Source organism: Butyricimonas sp. Marseille-P2440, from assembly GCF_900091675.1.
Classification (GTDB): Bacteria; Bacteroidota; Bacteroidia; order Bacteroidales; family Marinifilaceae; genus Butyricimonas; species Butyricimonas synergistica.
Window position 1 is genome coordinate 1,439,637 of the sequence record NZ_LT594610.1, and the last position, 19,557, is coordinate 1,459,193.

The following is a 19,557-nucleotide window of genomic DNA, read 5'->3' on the forward strand; positions in this document are numbered from 1 at the left end:
AAAAATCAAAAGCCTCTTAACTTATTTTTCACATTTATGAGTTCATTTTACGCTATCTTGTTGATAAAGAAGCGACAAAATTTTCTTCAATCCGAGCTCATCTTCCCGGTCAAATGCCGCTAACTGGTCGCTATCCACATCCAAACAACCAAAAATCTGCCCGTCCCGATCTCTTAAAGGAATCACGATTTCGCTTTTGGAAGCAGCATTGCAAGCAATATGTCCCGGAAACTCTTCCACGTTATCCACGATAACCGTATCCCCGGAATTGATAGCCGCCCAACAGACTCCCCCCTGCCGCAATTTCTGGCAAGCCACCGGACCTTGATATGAACGCACGATCAATTCGCCATCGATCAACACGTACACTCCCGTCCAAAAGAACGATTGCATCTTATGATGCAACACCGCCTCCATCGTTGCCAGACGAGCCCAAACATCTTCGGTAGTCCGTATATATTGCTGGATTTGATCGTACAGCCGATCATATTTAGCTAGTTTCCTTGATTGTTCCATTATAAATTTATGATTTACGAATTACGATTTATGATTCAGATTTTCAATCGTAAATCTAAAATCATAAATCGTAAATAAAGATAATTTTACAGGTTTTGCAACACATCCACCAGATGGCTCCACCACATTTCCACGGTCTTGATATTTATCTTTTCATCCGGGGAATGTACGCCTCGCAAGGTGGGTCCGAAAGAAACCATATCCATATTCGGGTATTTTTCCAAGAACAGACCGCATTCCAACCCGGCGTGAATAGAACGCACGATAGGTTCTTTACCGAATAGGCGTTTGTATGATTCAACAGCCACCTTAACCACGGGAGAATTCGGGTTCGGAGCCCATCCGGGATACCCCTCGCCATGTTCCACCTCGGCACCCGCCAACGTGAACACGGATTCCACCATATTGGCAATATTGAATTTCTCTGAATTCACGTCACTACGTTGAGAAGTCGTGATCAGGATATTATTCGGTTCGTTAAATCTCACTGCAGCCAGATTAGTTGAAGTTTCCACCAACCCAGGCATTCGGTAACTCATCGAGAATACACCATGAGGACAAGCATACAATGCGTTCAACAAAGCATTACTGCTTTCCGAAGTCAATACCTGTGCGGGAACCTCCTGAGATTCCAGAGTCAATTGCAAACCCGGCTCGGTAATTTTCCACACGTTCTCCATTTCTGCGGCATATACATTCAGATCTACCCGCACGTTTTCACGATACTTGTCGTCAAAAGTAATCACGGCAAAAGCCTCACGAGCAATGGCATTCCGCAAGTTTCCTCCTTCAAGGACAGCTACTCGAACCCCGTATTTCGCGTTCAAATCCCACACGAAACGATTTAATATCTTGATGGCATTTCCTCTGCCTTTATTAATATCGTCGCCGGAGTGACCGCCTTGCAATCCTTTTACCTGGATTTTCACGGCGAAAGAATTTGCCGGAGTTTTCTCCGTGTCATATTTCATATTAATAACGGTGTCGATTCCCCCGGCACAACCGATGAACAACTCTCCTTCATCTTCAGAATCCAGATTCAAAAGGATATTTCCGCTCAGGAATCCCGGTTTTAACGCGAAAGCACCCGTCAATCCGGTTTCTTCATCTACCGTGAACAAGCACTCGATAGGACCGTGAGCTATATCCGTGGAAGTCAAAACAGCCATCTGTGCAGCCATACCGATTCCGTCGTCTGCCCCGAGGGTAGTTCCCTTGGCTCTAACCCATTCTCCATCCACGTAGGGCTGTATCGGGTCTTTGTCAAAATCGTGTACCGTATCGGAATTTTTCTCGCACACCATATCCATATGCGCCTGCAATATCACGGTGGGAGCGTTTTCCCGTCCTTTGGTAGCCGATTTCGTGATTAATACATTTCCGGCATCATCCCTTTTTGCCGATAATCCGTGTTTGCTTGCCCAATCCAACAAATAAGCTATAATCTTCTCTTCCTTCTTGGAAGGACGGGGAACTTGACAGATTTCTTCAAAATATCCCCAAACTGCTTCCGGTTTTAATCCTTGAAAAACACCCATAGTAATTTTAGATTTTAAATTTATGATTTTAATCGCTTTTCTTCATTTTCAATTGTTTCATTGTACATTCAATTTCTTCAACACCCAAATGGCAGACTTCAACTCTTGCGAAGACAGGGTGAAACTCATGTCCGTGTGCACCTGCTCTTCAATCCGCTCCAACGCATGACGAGATTCGAGTCCTTTTTCCGTCAACACGACAAAATTGTTCCGCTTGTCTTCCTTGCACATTTTGCGTTGAACGTATCCCCTTTTTTGCAAAGTATTCAGCAATTTCGTAACATTATACTTGTCTTTTTGCAGTAATTTGGAGATAGTCTGTTGATTCACGTTATCTTTCTTCCACAGCACTTGCAGAAGTTCGTATTGCTCCCGGCTGATGTCAAACCCGGCATTCAAGAAACTGCGATTCAAGATTTTCGTGTAACCCCTTTCCGCCTTGCTCAAGAGAGCTACTAATTCACTAAGTTCCGTCATAGTCGTTGCATTTTATACTATGCACAAACTTAATTATTTTTTTTCGAAAATAAATGCTTCAAGCCATTTAATTCATCGCGAATTACTTGATGATCTTCCCATTCTCGTAATAATGCTCCGGCGACAAGAAAGAAAAACAGACATCGCTATCCGGGTATCCGGCATCCCGCAAGCACTTGTAAATAATCTCTGCCACAGCGTCTTGTTGCTCTCTAGGACGTTCAAAATACTCCACTTTCACGAAAGGATACGCTTCCAGATGGTCATTCCCCGTAACAAATGACGAGTTCATCACTTCCAGCACGACAGTTTCCCTCGGACACCCCAAGGTATTCACAATTTCGGAAATCAACCGCTCGCCCACCCGAGCCAGTTTCTCTTTTTCTATGGCATGAAATCTCAAAAAAGGCATAAAATATCAATCCTCCATTTTCAATTGTTTAAAGAACCATTCCGCCGTGTCCCGTACCTTCTGCACCACCTCGTTCAGCGGCAACGGCATCTGTCCCCCGGCGGCATTCAAATGTCCTCCCCCGTTAAAATATTCCTTTGCCCAGGTATTGACAGGAATATTTCCTTTCGAGCGGAAAGACAGTTTCACCTTATCTTTGCGCTCCGTGATCTGCACGGAAACCAGTACTTCCTCTATGGATAACGGGATATTTACCAACCCTTCCAGATCACCGTCTTTATAATTGTACACGTCCAATTCCTGCAACGTGATCGGAATCACGGCAACCGGGAAGTGCTCGTCTATCGTGAGTTTATTCAAAAGGCAATTCCCCGTAAGCCTCAACCGGGAAAGCGTGTTGCGCTGGTAAAGCTGCTCGTGGACGTAATCTTTGTCCAGTCCCAACGCCAGCAAATCGGCAATCACCCGGTAGGTTTCGGGATGGGAAGAATTATGGCTCAACCCGCCCGTATCCGTGGAGACCCCGGCATAAATAGCGTTAGCTATATCCGTGTCGATCATCTCTTTGCCCCATATCCCGGAGATCACGTTATACAACAATTCGCAGGTAGAAGAAACACTCGTGTCTGAAATCCGGTAAGTCACATCGTCCGGGTCGGGATGATGGTCTATCATAATCGTTTCACCCCTGAATTCCCGCACGAAAGGTTCCAGATCTCCTTCCCTCGCGATGGTGTTGTGGTCAAGCATAAATAATATATCCGCCTTCTTCAGCCATTGTTTACACTCCTTCGGTCTGTTCTGAAAAGAAATGGCGTCGGGAATACGTTTCAACCATTTCAAGTAATCCGGTATATAATCGCACGTCATCAATTGCGCGTGTATTCCCGCTTTATCCAACACTTGCCACAAGGCAGAACATGAACCTGCCGCATCCCCGTCAGGTGAAATATGAGGTATAATAACAACATTCAAATGATCAACTGCCAGTCTTTCTTTTATTTTATCGATAACATCTTCGTGCATTCCATGTAATTTTCTAGTTCTCGCGAAAATACGAAAAAACTGCATTTATTACGTGTAATTCACAAAGAAAAGAAACGGAATGTAACTTTACGATATAGCTATCGGTCACACCCGGGCTGATACGTTCTATCCATTATCGGTAACACGATAGAGGGATATTTTCTAAACATTTCCGGTGTTATTTCATTATTTTCCACATTCTTTACCAATTCAGGAAATTCACGGAAATGAAATTTCATCACTTTTTTCATATTGGGTATAATACCATCTGTATCATCCCAATAAGCTTTAGCAACTCCGAATCTTTCAAAAGATAAAAATAACGCCAAATATAAAGAATCGTAGTCTGTCTTGGAACCATCGTGTGATCTATGTAAGGCATCGCATACCCTTTTATATTGTCTCCTTCGTATATAAGACGAAGAAAAACAGGCTTCTGTACGGCTTTGGATTTTTTTGCAAAAGATTAGGCAATTTCGTTTGATACACAAAAATATATAATTACATGTTATATATTATAATAATGCATAGGTGAAAGCATAAAAAACATTCAATACGGCTTGCTATCCTACCACCTCGGATTTCGTTTCTCACCATTTCACGGAGGCTGTTTTGCTGTTCTTTTTCTTTATAAACATGCAACACTTTCAAACACCCCGATCCTATTATGTCCGACAAACCAATTTGTACGCTATTCCAATAATATTTTTACCTGTTGTAGCTTTATCATACAAAAAAGAAATTTAAGATTTAGAGCAATTGAAAATATTCTGCCTCGCAAGAATATTAATCCAAGTGGTTATAGCTGTTTTTGTGGCTACTCATCAAAAATGAAAAATGGTTAGTCTGCGAAATTTCAAAAGCAAACGAACGCTACAAAGAAACACTTTAAAATAGCCGGAACAAACAGCACCTTTAACCGTGTCTTCTCCGTATTTCATGGCACTCAAGTACTGATTAACTACTGATCAAATATTGATTAACTATTCTCTTGGCAATAGATGATCAATACTTAGTCAATATTCAGTCAATAGATATGTGCCGTGAAACACGGAGATGACATGGTTCAATTCACTATCATTCTCGTCTCGTTTCACGTATTCACTAACTAAAAGTCATAAATAGTTTTCGGCGGAGAGGTTTGGACTACAGAATAACCGCTGAATATGACCGCTTGCCGCCATTTCATTGACGGGAAGATGATGCAATACGCCATCATCGACAAGGGCAATGCCGTCGCACATCCTGAATGCCACCTCAAGTTCGTGGGTGGAGAACAACGCGCATTTATCTTCTTCATGCACAAGTTTGCGCAGCAATGCCACAACCTCATAACGGTTAGGCATATCAAGGAATGAGGTCGGTTCATCAAGCAGGATGATTGGGGTATCTTGTGCCAACGCACGGGCTATCATGATCCGTTGGCATTCGCCGTCGCTCATTTTATCCATTGTGCGGTTGGCATAATCGCTCATGCCGACGGACGCAAGTGATTTCACAACAATCTCCTTATCCCTCTCTTGCAAGCTGCCTATCCAATTGGTGTATGGAGCACGGCCAATGGAAACGACATCCTCGCATCTGAGATTAGCTATGCGTGTGAGCTCTGTGGTGACAAAGGCTATTGTCTTTGCCAGTTCGTTAGGAGTCACTGTTTTTATATTCTTCCCGTCAAGCAGTATTTCTCCCGAATACCGATGGTTAAGTCCAGCAATGGCTCGAAGAAGCGTGGATTTTCCTGTACCATTCCTGCCGATAAGGGCTGTCAGTTGTCCTTTTTTGAAAGTAGCACCGACCTTGTCAAGTAGCACCCTCTCCCCGTAACCGATAGAAAAATGGCTCAATTTTATCATACCGTCATGGATTTATTGCGTAACACCACCCATACCACGATAGGAATGCCTAAAAGTGCGGTGATGGCGTTAATAGGCAAAGTGAATATTTTGGATATCAGGTCGCAGAGTAAAAGTACGGAAGCACCTGTAAGTATGGTACCGGGTACGAGAACCCGGTGGTCGCTGTTGCGGAACAGCATTCTTGTCATATGAGGCATGGCAAGTCCGATGAATCCTATTGGACCGCAAAAGGCGGTTACCGTTCCGGTCAGTAACGTGGTCGACAAGAACAGCATGGTGCGAGAACGTCTGATATTAAGTCCCATCGTGACGGCATATTCCTCACCGAACAGTAGCAGATTGAGCGGTTTGATGATCACTACGGCAAGCAGCAGTCCGGCAAGTACCGAGGACACAAGGACAAGCAGTTGTCCAGAGGTAACATCACCCAATGACCCCATCGTCCAGATGACAAAAGCCTTCAGTGCCTCCTCCCTGCTGAAATACTGCAAGATTTGCACGACAGCTCCCACTCCCGACGAGAACATCATGCCGAGAATCAAAATGACCATAATGTCCTTAATACGATGTCCCACGAAAGCGATTACCATCAGTACGATTCCAGCTCCTATCCATGCGGCTCCGGCAATCCCTACCGCCGAACCGACTCCGGCAAGCACCACAATGGCCACCCCTAGGCTTGCGCCAGAACTGATACCCAGAACGTATGGCCCGGCAAGAGGGTTGCGGAAAAGCGTCTGCATTTGAAGTCCGCTCACTGATAACGCAGCTCCGGAAAGTAAGGCTACAACGGCTTTGATAAGTCGAATGTTCAGAACAATCTTTGCCGTGGCTCGGGAACAGTCGCCCCCCGTCAGTGCGGTCCACACATTCCCCAACGGTATGCTGACTGCCCCCACAGATAGGTCTATGCAAAACAATACAGCTGTGAGGATAATCAGTGCAAAAATCATTATAACTGTTTGTGGATGCATTTATTTTAATTGCTTATAATACACGAAATCTTCCTCCACCAGTTCCGGATGGAATATTTTCACGAGGTCACGCAATAGGATGTCGGGGTTGACAACGGCCGACTCATAATAATCGTTGCCTCCCGCGGCATTGGTGCGGGCATTGTTGTTGTAAACATGTCTATCGCAAAAACAACGTGTGTCGATGAACTTCGGACACATCCGGGCTACATCGTCAAGTGATTCGGCCATCCCGACATTAATCCACATGTCTGCTTTCAATGCCAGCAAATAAGCTTCCTCCAGGTCTATGGGCAACGAGGCGTTACCGGTGTTCTTGCCGTAAATGTAAGCCCCTCCGGCATCTGTGATGAGCTGCACGGCATAATTCTTTGTGGAGGGCATGAACCACGAATCTCCGTAAGGTGTGTTGATCATGACCGAGGGAGCATCAAGAGCGGCATCAGCCACTTTCTTTTTAAGGGTATTGTAGCGGATAGGGATGTCTGCAAAAACTTTTTTACCGATCTCTCGTTTACCAAGGATTTCCGATAGAGCCACCAACCATTCCGCTTTTCCAAGGGGAGATTCTTCGAGATAATCACCGACATACATATAAGGTATACCTAATTCGTTCAGTTTTCCTTCCATAGCGCTTGCCCCCTTTACGCCATAGAGTAAAACTATATCCGGGTCGAGCGATAGCAAAAGTTCATAGTTGATATTGCCTTCAAAATCGACATCTCCCACGCTGTCACGGCGAGACTGGATGTCGGGATTGGAAATATAGTCTAATCCCGATACACCTACCACACTTTTTGCAAAACCAATCGCATCAAGCATGGCGATGTGAGTGGATGACATGGCGACAATACGTTGTGCGTCTTCCTTTAGTACCTGTCCGGCAAATCCATTGGGGATAGATTCTCCGTTACGGGCTATGAACAGCCAGGTATTTACGCTGTCTGCTCCCTGCCATGGATTGGTGGTGGTGATAATAACACTCTCTTTGCCATTTGCCCCCTTGATGTCAAAACCAGAGGCATGCTCGGGGGTATAAACCGTTTTGTTAAAATCCTCGATTTTTGCACTTTGGTTGTTGCATGCTGCAAGTACAATTAACAGTATAATATTCAGATTTTTTAATGCGTTCATATCTTTTGCAATTAAAACTGCACCCCGAAAGTTCTGCTTGGAACTTTGAGGATGCAGTTCACTAAAACGAACCGACAATAAGATTTAATTTATTCCGTCTTTTCCAATTTCCCGTTCTTCACCTCTTCAAGCGTCGGGTTATATGCATTCTCGGAAGTTTTCCACGAGCCTTCTTCAAGTTTGTCGATAATCTTTTCCAACCCCACGTAAGACACCAAACCTGCCTGTTTCTCAATCGTGACATATTCAGCACTCTCCAAAGCCTCAAAACACGTTAAGTCAACAATTATATTGTTATAATCAGTTGCATTCCAAGCATTTGATGTCAATAACAGCCCGCCGACATTTTTTAAACGAGGCACTCGTATCTCTTCCAACATTTTGACAGGTCCATTCTGGTAACTAGTGCTAATCTTGAATTCTCCCTCCACGCTTTCCAACACCGGTAACTCTAATACTGCAATAACTCCCGTGTAGGATAAAGCACCTACTTTTTTCAATACCGGGAATTGTGTGGGTGCAAATTGTGCGCTACCGCTATTACCTTCCGATAAGGTCAATAATCCTTCCACTTCTTCCAGATCAGAGAAATACATGGCAGCAGTATTGCGACTATACCCCAAATTCGTGGAAAGCTTACCGGCTTTCTTCAAGTTCTTGAAGTAATAAACGGTCGATTCTTGCTGTGCCAAACCGGTTGCGCTAAGTGTTTTAACATATTCTATCCCGTCAAAATTAATACCTTGACAGTTATTCAACGTAACTTCCGCATCCAATCTCATGGTCCCATGCAAAGTAAAATCCGGAGCAACCTTATCGATGGTCAACTTGTCCATGGTGAAACCTGAAATATCCAATCCTTGCAATGCAGGAAGGTCACTAAATTGACATTCCGTGAAATGCGCACCTTGCAAATTGCTTAGGAATGAAATCCGCTCAACTTTTGCCATGCTTCTGATCGTTAATGCAGAACCGATAGATTTCAAAGCATCGAATCCGTCTATTGACGTTACATTATTCATTCCGCTTAAAGTCATTGTTCCTTGGATTGATGCCAAAGCTTTAAATCCATTCATCACATTCACGGTGCCACCCAAGGTGAACTTTCCCCCGATGCGGGTTAAATGATCAAATCCGCTGAAGTTTTCCGTATTGACCGTAAAGGAAAAATCACCTCCAACCTCTTTCAATGTATTCAAATCACCGGCAGAAACAGATAATACAAATTTACCCCTCACGATTTCCAAATTCGAAAGATCTACGTCTTTCAAATTATTACAAAACTCTATGTTGAATCCCTGTGTCCCAACCTGGCTTAATTGTTGCAAGTTTATTTTTTCCAAATCTTCAATATAGTACACGTTGAATCCACCTACCGACTGCAACCGGGGGAAATCAAATTCTTTCACCCGGTGAGTCCATTGCAAAGCTAAAGTTTCCACGACTTCTTTCAATTGTCCGAAATCTACTTTCTCTAACGGTCCGGTTTGTTGCAAGGTAATTCCTACAACAGAAGTCAAAGCAGGACATAAAAACTCTTTCATCCGGAGAATATTAACTATCTCCATTTTCCCACCTACCGTGGTCAATTGAGGTAATTCTAAGCGTTCCGGGGAAAGTCCCGAAAAAGAAAAAGTTCCAGCTATCATTTTTAAAGCTGGCAGATTCATCTTCCGAATATCACGGGTCTCAAACTTAATACTTCCACCGACACTCTCTAACGCACTTAAATTTACCGTGTAAAGGGTATCTGCAGCAAGGGTCAATTCAGAACCCACCTTTTTCAAGTTCGGCAAATCAATTTCTTTCAGGTTCAATAACCCTAAAGCCCCGTACTGGGATGCACGAGAAAGCATCACCAAACTGCCGACTTTTTCCAAAGATTGCAACCCTTCAAGAGATCTTCCCCCGTAAGTCGGATTGATGGTAATTTTTCCTGTAACCTCTTTCAAGGAAGCAAGCAAGGCGAGGGAAGTCAAGGTATCCTCCTTCACGCTTCCCATCAATTTCCCAATCACCACATTCCCTTCCACTTTATTGATTCCCCGGGCTGCAAAAGCCTCTATTTCCTCTGGAGTGGTCAACACGACATCACCTTCCTGCGCCAAAAGCGTTCTCACCACCAAATACTTGTACGTACGTTGTGTCTTATTATAAGAAGTCACGGTAAACGTGCGACTCTCGTTCCAATCCGTGATTGTGGAAGGATCGGGAGTCAACGTGGCATTTTCGCTCGCGGTAAATTCCACGATGGCATTCTTGAATGACACGTATTCCGGCACAGCGAGAATCAATGAATCCCCGGCAATCGTACCGGTATAGGTATGTTCCCCCTGCACCAGACGGAAGTTGGTTATGTAGTTCTCGTCACCGGAGAACAAACTGTCGTCATCCTCGCAAGCAACAAATAAGCCAATGAGGAAAACCCATACAAAATATATCAGATTTTTTATTTTCATCTTTTCCATTATTAATTCATAAACTATTCCGGTTTAGTCCATTGTTGTTGGTTTGCCAACTCCTCGTACGTCGGATTGTATCCATTACCCTCTACCTGCCATTTGGATGCCGGACAAGTAGATATGGCCTTTTTCAATCCCTCGTAAGAAACCATTGCCTCGTGGTTTACAAGACGGAAACCACCGATACTTTCAAGTCCGGAAAGAAAATCCAAATTGTCTAACTTTTTATTAAAGGCTGTTTGATTATCACCCCATGGACTGGGTGCAGCAGGACGAATATCCAATATTCCTCCTACTGTCCGCAAGGCGGAATAAAGCACTTTTTCCGGTCCATAAGATCCCCAATTATCCTGATATCCTGTTCCAAAGATCATATTTCCACCCACCGATTGCAACAAGGGGAACGATTCGTTATCGTAATCGTTAATGGAAATGGTTGCATTTCCCCCGATGGTTTTCAATTTAGGAAAATGAAAGGTTTTGATGTTGGAAAAAAGTTCAAAATCCCCGCAAACCTCTTCCAAATCCGTGAGCAATATTCCCGACACGTTAGAGTTTGCCCAGTAAGAGAAATTCTCGTTGATTTTACGTACTCCGGCAATTTCAAGTGTATTGCCACCCATGCTTAAATAGCCAATATTTAGTTCTTTTAATTCTCGAAATCCCTCCAATTTTGGGAAATATCCGCCAAGATTCTGTAAACTAAACGTCCCATTGAAAACATTGTCTCCCACTAAGGTCGTATTTTCCAAACCGGTACCGTTAAATTGGATTTCATTAATTTCAATTCCCCGAATATCCAATCTCTTGATTCCTGAATTAATAACCAACGTACCCAACTTCTTCAATTTCGCTGGAAATTTAAATTCATCAAGCGTGAAGTTTAACGTAAATGTACCTCCCACGCTTTCCAAAGCTGCAAATTGTTCCGGATTGGCCCCGGCAAGTGTAATATCAAAATTATTATCCACCGTTTTCAAGGCAGGAGCGTTAAACTGGTTCACCTGTGGGCAATTCAACATCACGGTGCCGATATGCGTTAACACGGGGAAAGATACCTCGTACAGCGGATTATTTCCCAAGTTTAATTCCGTGGTGATCTCTTCCAACAGGGGAGTGTAGAGTAACGTCAAAGCTCCTGTTCTATTCGTTGATAACTTGTCACAACTTCTCAATACAGGAAATTCCAATTTTTTCAAAGAACTCATAGTGACAGAAATAGCTCCTCCAACACGTTCCAATGACGGGAAAACAATTCCGTTCATGGCAACTTTTCCATTTAAAGTCAAGTCTCCGCTAATTTGTCGCAAAGATGAAAAATCCACCGTTACGGAACCCGATTCGAACGTCAACGCTCCACCAACAGTTTCCAAGTGTGGACAAAGTATTTCACTAATCGCATTACTGGTTACGCTAAAATCTCCACCGACACGTTCCAAATGGTTCAATGTCACGTTCCACAAACTATCCGTAAGATATACTTGGAATTTTCCACCTACATCTTCCAAGTTATCCAATCCAGTTAATTCGTATCCGGAAAACAGACGATTGATTATCACATCGTTTGTCACGCTTTTCAAGGATGATAACGCTTCTAAGGAGTGAATGGTGTCCAACCCGGTCTGACGGCCGATAATCAAACTACCGTTAATTTGGGTCAATCCCTTTGCCCCGAAAGCATCCACCTCTTCTTGCGTGTTCAACATCACGATACCTTCAAAAGAAATGTATTGTTTTTCAGGAATATAGATATACTTTCTTTCCGCTCCGTTGTAAGAAGTTATCACGAAATAGATTTGTTCGTCCCAGTTGGTAATCGTGGAAGGATCCGGTTTTATGGAACAATTTTCACTGCATGCGATTTCCGGGGTAACTTCGCTCAACACGACTCCCTCCGGAGTTGTCAGTATAATCGTATCTCCCCGCAATAAAGCATGGTACGAGTTTTCTCCCTGTCTCAAACTGAAAGAGGTGATAAAATTATCACTTCCCGTGAAAGGATCATCATCATCATCGCAACTGACAAAAAGCGTTAGGATGAAAATAAAAACTCCCCAAAGAATATTTTTCCTCATAATGTATTATTTTAGCTATTATTTTTTATCTTTTAAACGTAAATCCATCGCCGCGGACGACTCCGTGGAAACCTCTCCCACGGCAGCACCTTGTCCCATTTGTGCCGTATGCACTTTCACGAAATCAATATATTTCAGATTTGCCGGGCTTCCGTCTTGTTGGATAGCATTTTCAATCCGGAATCCTGCCGGTTCATTTATGTTATCCACGTATCCCCAATCAAAACCCCAGTTGGTTTCAAGCCCTTCTGTTTTGAATTGATTACCTAAACACGTACCAGTAAGGATATAATACTCTTCTTTCATGAACCAAGGATAATAACCGGAATCGGGATGATAAGCGTTGCGTGCCAAGAAACTTAAATTCCCGTCATTATCAATAGATAATACATCTTGCTTTTCTGCTGTTGGACGGTAATATTTCAAGGCATACCGTTGCGTGATACCTGGTTTACCCGTTTCACTCCCTTTCAATTCATACCACGTGTCATCCGGAATTCCATTGCCATTTTCATCTTGACTTACCCAAACGACGCCACATTCACACCAATATTTACCTAAAGGATTACCCACAATATCAAAATCCGCCTCTCCTAACCCGTCATCTTCCACGCTATGGTCAAATCCCAAGATAAAATAACCGCCCCACGCACCAAGGGATGCGATCCAACTTGTACCACCACCGTTATCTAAAGTATTTTGAATCTGTCTACGCGCATCCTCGGCTGTCTGATTTTGGTTGAAACGAATAAATTGCCCGGGAGCCGGTGTAAACTCGAAACAATGGTTGGAAATATAACTGCTTCTGGAAGTTGTCGGTCTGAAATAGGTTCCTTCTTTCGGGGTACATTGCACGAAAACTTTTGCGGATGCCGTTTTGCCCTTATCCGTCGTGGTGACATCAATTTCATACGTTTTTCCCTCTGCCGACGGAGTAAAATTAAAACAAACGGAAGTTTGTCCACTTTGCACCTGCCCATCCACTTTCCACTCGTACACAGCCTGATCGCTGATGGCAAATTTCACAGGAGCCAACACGACATTTTTACCGATGGGACAAGTCATCGTAATTGCCTTATCCAACATCGAGGGCAACACGTAGCGAGCGTTATCGAAGAATAACAAAGGCTCTTCCTCGGGAATAACCGACACGTTGATGCTTTTCACGTCAACGCCATCCTCGTTCGTAACCTTCAAGGCAAGCGTGTACACGTTGATGTCTTCCTCTTTGAATTTAAGAATAGAATCATGTGACACGACCTTCCCGCCATAACTCCATTCAAATACTGTAGTTTCATCCGTGTACTCCGTTTCGGCGGCAAACTCCCGCTCGATTCCGCAATAAGCCACAGCGGCAGCTTCCGTCTTAATCCGCGGAGTTAAACGATCGACAACATTCACTTTTACCTGTTTCGCTACACTCCCGTTGTCAGCATCCAATTGAAATTTGACAAAACTCTCCCCGATGATTTTCCCCTGAAAATAGTATATCGTATCGTCCGACACAATCTTGCCATCTTGTTTCCAGGCATACACGGGATTCACCGCATCTGCCACGTGGACACTTAGAGGTATCTCTTTCCCGATTCTCACGAAATACTCTCCAGTTTCTGAATTAAAGGTAAAATCAGGATTACCTACATCCAACTTCTCATCATCATCATCACAAGCCATGAAAACACCAGCCATGAGCGCCAGCAATAACATGAACTTAAATTGAACTTTTTTTCTCATAACTACTGATAAAATTAAACTATTATTAATCTTGTAAAACTTTCGTCGTGAACACAATATGTGCCGGAATATCTCCGGTCTGTACGCTCCATTTCTTTTTCCCGTCCGGCGTGAAACAATAAAGAATTCCCGGGGTGACGTAATCCCCCGCGTCTCCCACGAATATTTCCCCCGTCTCAGGATTTACCGCCAACGCATAAGGTGTCTCGATCAACTTATCCGTCCCGTCCTTGATAAATCCGCGAGAAACAACCCGCTTGGCTCTCGTGTCATAAATCGTGTAGTTGATGCTCCACTTCCCCGTAACCTTACTATACTCCGTGCTGTACGAGTAGAGGGAATCCCCACACAAATACAGTTCACTGGCAGGAAAATCTAATTTCCTTTCCACCATATCATTCTTGGAATCGAGCACGTATGTATTTGAATGCACGTCGTAATAATCCCCGCGGGAAGTCACGTAGATCAACCCGTTCTGGTCTACCCGCATCCGGTGAAGGTTAATCGCTACCTTGATTTTCTTCATTTCCGTGAAGGTTTCCAAATCAATCACCGACACCGTATTGTCATAATTTGGCACCCGGTAACCACCCGAGTTTGCCACGTATAATTTATTCCCGACAATTACCATCTCTTCCGGTTGGTAACCCACCGTACAACTTCCCACAACTTGCAACGTCGCTGTATCAATCTTCACCACTTCCCCCAAACGTGCATTCGGGTCTATCTGCACCGGTCCGGCATACGAACTCACGTAAGCATAACCATCTTTGAAAACAATATACCGGCAATTCGTTACCGTTATTTTGGAAATTTCCTTTGCCGTATTCACGTCCATCACCTCGATCAAATGTGAACAATTTATTACGGCATACAGTTTGTTCCCGTAAATCTGAATATCATTCCCCACGTCACCTAATTCTTTCACCACGTTTGGATTACGTTCCGGGAAGATGTTCTTGTGATACTCTCCCGTGGTATAATCAAAATAATCCAACGAGGCTTTATTGCTTCCCATGTTACCTTCATTCAGCAAGAAAAAACCTTTCACGGGACCGGCAACCAAGTCACTTGGTGTCACCTTTGTCACTACCGATGGGATAATCTCGTCATCATCATCCCTGCAGGAAAACGAAAATATCCCCAGCAGGAACGTCAACGCCCAAATTTTCATTCTATTTACACGCATACTTTGTTATTTAGATAGTTATATTGACAATAAACTTCACGTTTGTTCCCGGCATCGGGTAACACTGCACCACCTCGTACTGCTGGTTAAAAATATTATTTATCTCTGCAGTCAATCGGATCGTAGGCCGCCTCCATGAAAAATTCCTGGATAACGAAAAGTCACTCGTGTACCACTCTTTCGCTCTGTTTTCCGGGATATTCGCGCTCGCCTCGTAACGTTTTCCCGTGTAGATAAAGCTATAATTTAAAAACCACTCCTTGTACGTTCCGTTTAAAATCAAGGAACCACTGTGCCACGGGATATAAGGAATCTGGTCCCCGTAGAAAGCACTCTCTTTCTTCGTGAAATCCTGGGCTTTTTGGTAGGTGTAATTCACCCGAGTATCCAGCAACCAATCCTGCCCGAATCGCCAACCGCCCTGCACGGCGACATCAATCCCACGGATTTCGACCTCCCCGAGATTTATCATCGTCCAACGGAATTGGTTGGAAGTCGGCATCGCAATGATTTTATCCGATACCTCATTGTAATACGCATCTACCTGAAATTCCAAACGCTCCAACCATCTATTTTCCGGCATATAGGCATACGTCACCCCTACATTATATTGGTTCGTGTATTCCGGATCCAAGTAAATATTCCCGATAAAAGTATAATACAAGTCATTCAATGTCGGCATCCGGAATACACGTTTATAAAATGCTCTCACGTTAAAATTATCGGCACGAAACGGTTGCCAAGAGGCAACCACCGTTGGGGTGTATTCCTGTACGTCATCTGCCGCCCCATTCTCCACCTTCGTGCGCTCGTGTACGAAAGTTCCCAACACGCTCGCCTGCAACTTGAAGCGTTCAAAATGCAAGGTTGTAGCAGCAGCAACCAAAGTCGTGAAACGCTTGGGATAGACAAAATTCACCAGATCTGCGTTCAACTTATTCCATTGGAAATCCACGGAAAGATTCACGTTCCAAAACGGGAATATCGTGAACATATTGGCAACGGAAAAATAGACTTCATGCTGCCGGAAATGATTGTTCACATACATCGTGCTCACATCTAACCGCGGATCGGATAAATAATGCAAATAATCGTATGCATACTTGCCATTCACGAGCAGGCTATAAAAATTGAAGTGTTTTTGGAAAGTACCTTGCAAGAAGAAATTGGAATCCCATTGCCGGTCTTGATGCTTGAATTTACCGGGTTCCTCCCGCACCGAAGCCCCCGGATACCCTCGCTCCGAATCGTAAAAATAAGCTTTTGCCTTCCAGTCTCCGTTGTTTACCTTCCCGAACAAACCGTATTCCACGCGCAAAGCATTCACATCCCCGTTCCGGCGCACCTCTGTCGTGTCGTACCCGTTTTTCTTTTTATACGAGAACTTGTATTTCCCTGTCGTGTACATATATTCCGCACTCAAAGCCCCGTCCACCTTTTTCCCTAAACGATGTTCCCACAAGAACGAGGGATTTGCTACACCGAAAGATCCGGTCTTGAATGTAAACTTGGCATGATGTTTCTCACCCTTCGCAAATCGAGGTACCCGACTCGTCATATATATGGAACCGGCAGAACCGAAATCTTTTGCCGGTTGGAATATTGCGCTCCGCTGTCCGTTGTAAAGAGTTATCGCTTCCATGTTGTCCAAGGAAAAACGCCCGAGGTCCACCGTACCGTTTTGAGCGTTTCCCAACTCGACCCCATCGTAAAACACCCCTACATGCTGCGTACCCATAGCCCGAATATTCACGGTTTTCAAACCTCCTATTCCTCCGTAATCCTTGATTTGTACCCCGGAAAAATAACGCAACGCATCCGCCACCGAGTGAACGCTTAATTTTTCCAACGCTTTTCCCTCCATGACCTGCACCGGTATCACTTCTTTGCGCACCCTCGGAGCAGACACTTCCACCTCGTTAATACGGTACGTCTTGGTTGAATCCACTTGCTGCGCACTCGAAAAACAAGGGGCAACAAAACATGACGAAATCAGTACTCCTAATACTATTAGTTTCATCTTTAGCCGTTATAAAAATACAACAGCTCCCCAGTACTCGAATAGATACAAATACCTACAATTATCTATTACAACAAAAATATGATAAAAAATACCTGCATCCAAGCTCTAGTCCCAGAAAGCTTTAGATCAACGATATTGGCAGGTCTTCTGACTTACTCCATCTTTAAACGCCCTTCCCATTTCATGTTGAAACAGTGGATTTGAGTCGTGTTCAAAGATTTTAGTAGAGCTTACAGCAGCGGGTCTGTTCAAGATTCTCACTTGATTCCCTTTTCACCACACGCTTGAAACAAGGTGTGACACCAAAATCGCTGCAAAAATATATAATAAAAGCAATACAATCAAATAAAAAAAGGAAAAAGAATTTATTTTCAATATTTAATTTTACAACAACAATAAATTTATCGCTTATCCCTATAAAATTGATCAGAACAAAATAATCCCCCTGAATTATCTGACTGAAATTCAAGGGGATTTTATTTATTTTTAACGAATTATTCCCACTCGATGGTGGCTGGCGGTTTGGAACTGATGTCGTAAACAACACGGTTGATTCCCCGCACGTTATTGATAATCTTGTTAGATACTTTTGCCAAGAATTCGTAAGGTAAATGACACCAGTCGGCAGTCATTCCGTCCGTTGATTCCACGGCACGCAGGGCAACGACGCTCTCGTAAGTACGTTCATCTCCCATCACGCCGACACTCTTGACCGGTAATAAGATTGTACCCGCTTGCCATACTTTGTCGTACAATCCCTCTTCCTGAAGCATAGATATGTAAATATGATCGGCTTCCTGTAACAATCTCACCTTTTCTTTCGTGATCTCGCCCAAGATACGGATAGCAAGCCCGGGACCCGGGAAAGGATGGCGTTTCAGGAATTTATCCGCTAACCCGAGGCTCTTGCCCACCCGACGGACTTCATCCTTGAATAACAGACGTAAAGGCTCTACAATCTTCAATTTCATGTAATCGGGAAGACCGCCCACGTTATGGTGCGATTTAATGGTTTGCGACGGACCGTTTACCGACGATGATTCAATCACGTCCGGGTAAATTGTTCCCTGTCCCAACCATTTGGCATCTTCTATCTTGTGTGATTCCTTGTCAAACACGTCCACAAAAGTAGCCCCGATAATCTTGCGTTTCTTCTCGGGCTCCTCTATTCCGGCAAGACGGGAAAGGAAAAGATCCCCGGCATCCACGCCAACGACATTCAAGCCTAACTCCTTGTAGTTCTCCATCACGGAAGAAAATTCATCTTTCCTGAGCAACCCGTTATCGACAAATATACAAGTCAGATTCCTACCGATAGCCCGGTGCAATAACATAGCAGCCACAGTGGAATCTACTCCCCCCGACAAACCTAAGATTACACGGTCTTCGCCTAATTTTGCTTTCAATTCGGCAACCGTGGTCTCGATAAAAGAATCAGGAGTCCAGTCCTGTTTGCAACCACAAATGTCAACCACGAAATTCTTTAATAATTCGGTTCCTTCCGTGCTATGATATACTTCCGGGTGGAACTGGATACCGTACGTTTCCTCACCCTCGATCCGATAGGCGGCATTCTCCACGTCAGCCGTACTGGCAACAACGGTATAATGTGACGGCAATGTTTCAATCGTATCCCCGTGCGACATCCATACCTGTGAATGTTGGCTGATATGCTTGAAAAGCGGACAACCGTTATCCACGAAGGACAAATTTGCCCTACCGTACTCTCTCTTGTTGGAAGCCTTCACTTCCCCCCCGAAATAATGAGCCAGATATTGTGCCCCGTAACATACTCCCAACAAAGGTAATTTTCCCTTGATGGAAGACAAATCCGGCCGCGGAGCCTTCTCGTCCCGAACGGAGAACGGACTGCCCGAAAGGATGACACCCTTCACGGATACATCAAGTGCCGGATAATGATTAAAGGGATAAATCTCGCAATAGACATTCAGTTCTCGCACGCGTCTCGCGATCAATTGCGTGTATTGAGAACCGAAATCAAGTATTAAAATCTTCTCTTGCATTGTGAATCGCTTATTTTATTTTATCGCGAAGATAACTTTTTTCCCCGTAACTTTATAGATAACAGTTTCAAAAAGTTAGCGGAAAAGAGTTTTAGATTACAAGTTAGCAAGTTACAG

14 protein-coding genes and 1 riboswitch are annotated in these 19,557 nt (G+C 43.9%); all 14 genes read right to left on the reverse strand.

Features of this window, described 5'->3' with window-relative positions:
- Positions 1-42 precede the first annotated feature (42 nt).
- Positions 43-516: a GAF domain-containing protein gene (locus BN8899_RS17100; protein WP_018336318.1), complete on the reverse strand. Its 474-nt coding sequence runs from the start codon at positions 514-516 to the stop codon at positions 43-45.
- 86 nt (positions 517-602) lie between these two features.
- Complete coding sequence (locus tag BN8899_RS17105) at positions 603-2,054, reverse strand: aminoacyl-histidine dipeptidase (protein ID WP_065220292.1); 1,452 nt, start codon at positions 2,052-2,054, stop codon at positions 603-605.
- Positions 2,055-2,111: 57 nt separating this feature from the next.
- On the reverse strand, positions 2,112-2,531 hold the full coding sequence (locus BN8899_RS17110; protein WP_018336316.1) for a MarR family winged helix-turn-helix transcriptional regulator: 420 nt from the start codon (positions 2,529-2,531) through the stop codon (positions 2,112-2,114).
- A gap of 82 nt (positions 2,532-2,613) precedes the next feature.
- Positions 2,614-2,943: a DUF1904 family protein gene (locus tag BN8899_RS17115; RefSeq protein ID WP_065220293.1), complete on the reverse strand. Its 330-nt coding sequence runs from the start codon at positions 2,941-2,943 to the stop codon at positions 2,614-2,616.
- 6 nt (positions 2,944-2,949) lie between these two features.
- Positions 2,950-3,969 (reverse strand): DHH family phosphoesterase, encoded by a 1,020-nt coding sequence (locus tag BN8899_RS17120; RefSeq protein ID WP_065220294.1) that lies wholly within the window; start codon positions 3,967-3,969, stop codon positions 2,950-2,952.
- Between the two features lie 1,115 nt (positions 3,970-5,084).
- Positions 5,085-5,822: an ABC transporter ATP-binding protein gene (locus BN8899_RS17130; protein WP_065220296.1), complete on the reverse strand. Its 738-nt coding sequence runs from the start codon at positions 5,820-5,822 to the stop codon at positions 5,085-5,087.
- A complete protein-coding gene (locus BN8899_RS17135) occupies positions 5,819-6,799 on the reverse strand; it encodes an iron ABC transporter permease (protein ID WP_065220297.1) in 981 nt (326 codons plus the stop codon). The genes BN8899_RS17130 and BN8899_RS17135 overlap by 4 nt, the downstream gene beginning before the upstream one ends.
- Positions 6,800-7,933: an ABC transporter substrate-binding protein gene (locus tag BN8899_RS17140; protein ID WP_065220298.1), complete on the reverse strand. Its 1,134-nt coding sequence runs from the start codon at positions 7,931-7,933 to the stop codon at positions 6,800-6,802.
- A gap of 89 nt (positions 7,934-8,022) precedes the next feature.
- A complete protein-coding gene (locus BN8899_RS17145; protein WP_065220299.1) occupies positions 8,023-10,392 on the reverse strand; it encodes a DUF5018 domain-containing protein in 2,370 nt (789 codons plus the stop codon).
- A 23-nt stretch (positions 10,393-10,415) separates the two neighbouring features.
- A complete protein-coding gene (locus tag BN8899_RS17150; RefSeq protein WP_065220300.1) occupies positions 10,416-12,470 on the reverse strand; it encodes a hypothetical protein in 2,055 nt (684 codons plus the stop codon).
- A gap of 18 nt (positions 12,471-12,488) precedes the next feature.
- A complete protein-coding gene (locus BN8899_RS17155) occupies positions 12,489-14,204 on the reverse strand; it encodes a PKD-like domain-containing protein (RefSeq protein ID WP_065220301.1) in 1,716 nt (571 codons plus the stop codon).
- 25 nt (positions 14,205-14,229) lie between these two features.
- Entirely contained in the window at positions 14,230-15,393 is a 1,164-nt protein-coding gene (locus BN8899_RS17160) for a YncE family protein (RefSeq protein WP_187376939.1), read from the reverse strand.
- Positions 15,394-15,403: 10 nt separating this feature from the next.
- Positions 15,404-17,413, reverse strand: a complete 2,010-nt coding sequence (locus BN8899_RS17165; protein WP_082987110.1) for a TonB-dependent receptor — start codon at positions 17,411-17,413, stop codon at positions 15,404-15,406.
- Positions 17,414-17,535: 122 nt separating this feature from the next.
- Positions 17,536-17,738, reverse strand: a riboswitch (cobalamin riboswitch).
- Positions 17,739-17,910: 172 nt separating this feature from the next.
- Positions 17,911-19,440 carry a glutamine-hydrolyzing GMP synthase gene (gene guaA / locus BN8899_RS17170; RefSeq protein WP_065220303.1) on the reverse strand — a complete coding sequence of 510 codons (1,530 nt, stop codon included), beginning with the start codon at positions 19,438-19,440 and terminating at the stop codon, positions 17,911-17,913.
- Positions 19,441-19,557 lie beyond the last annotated feature (117 nt).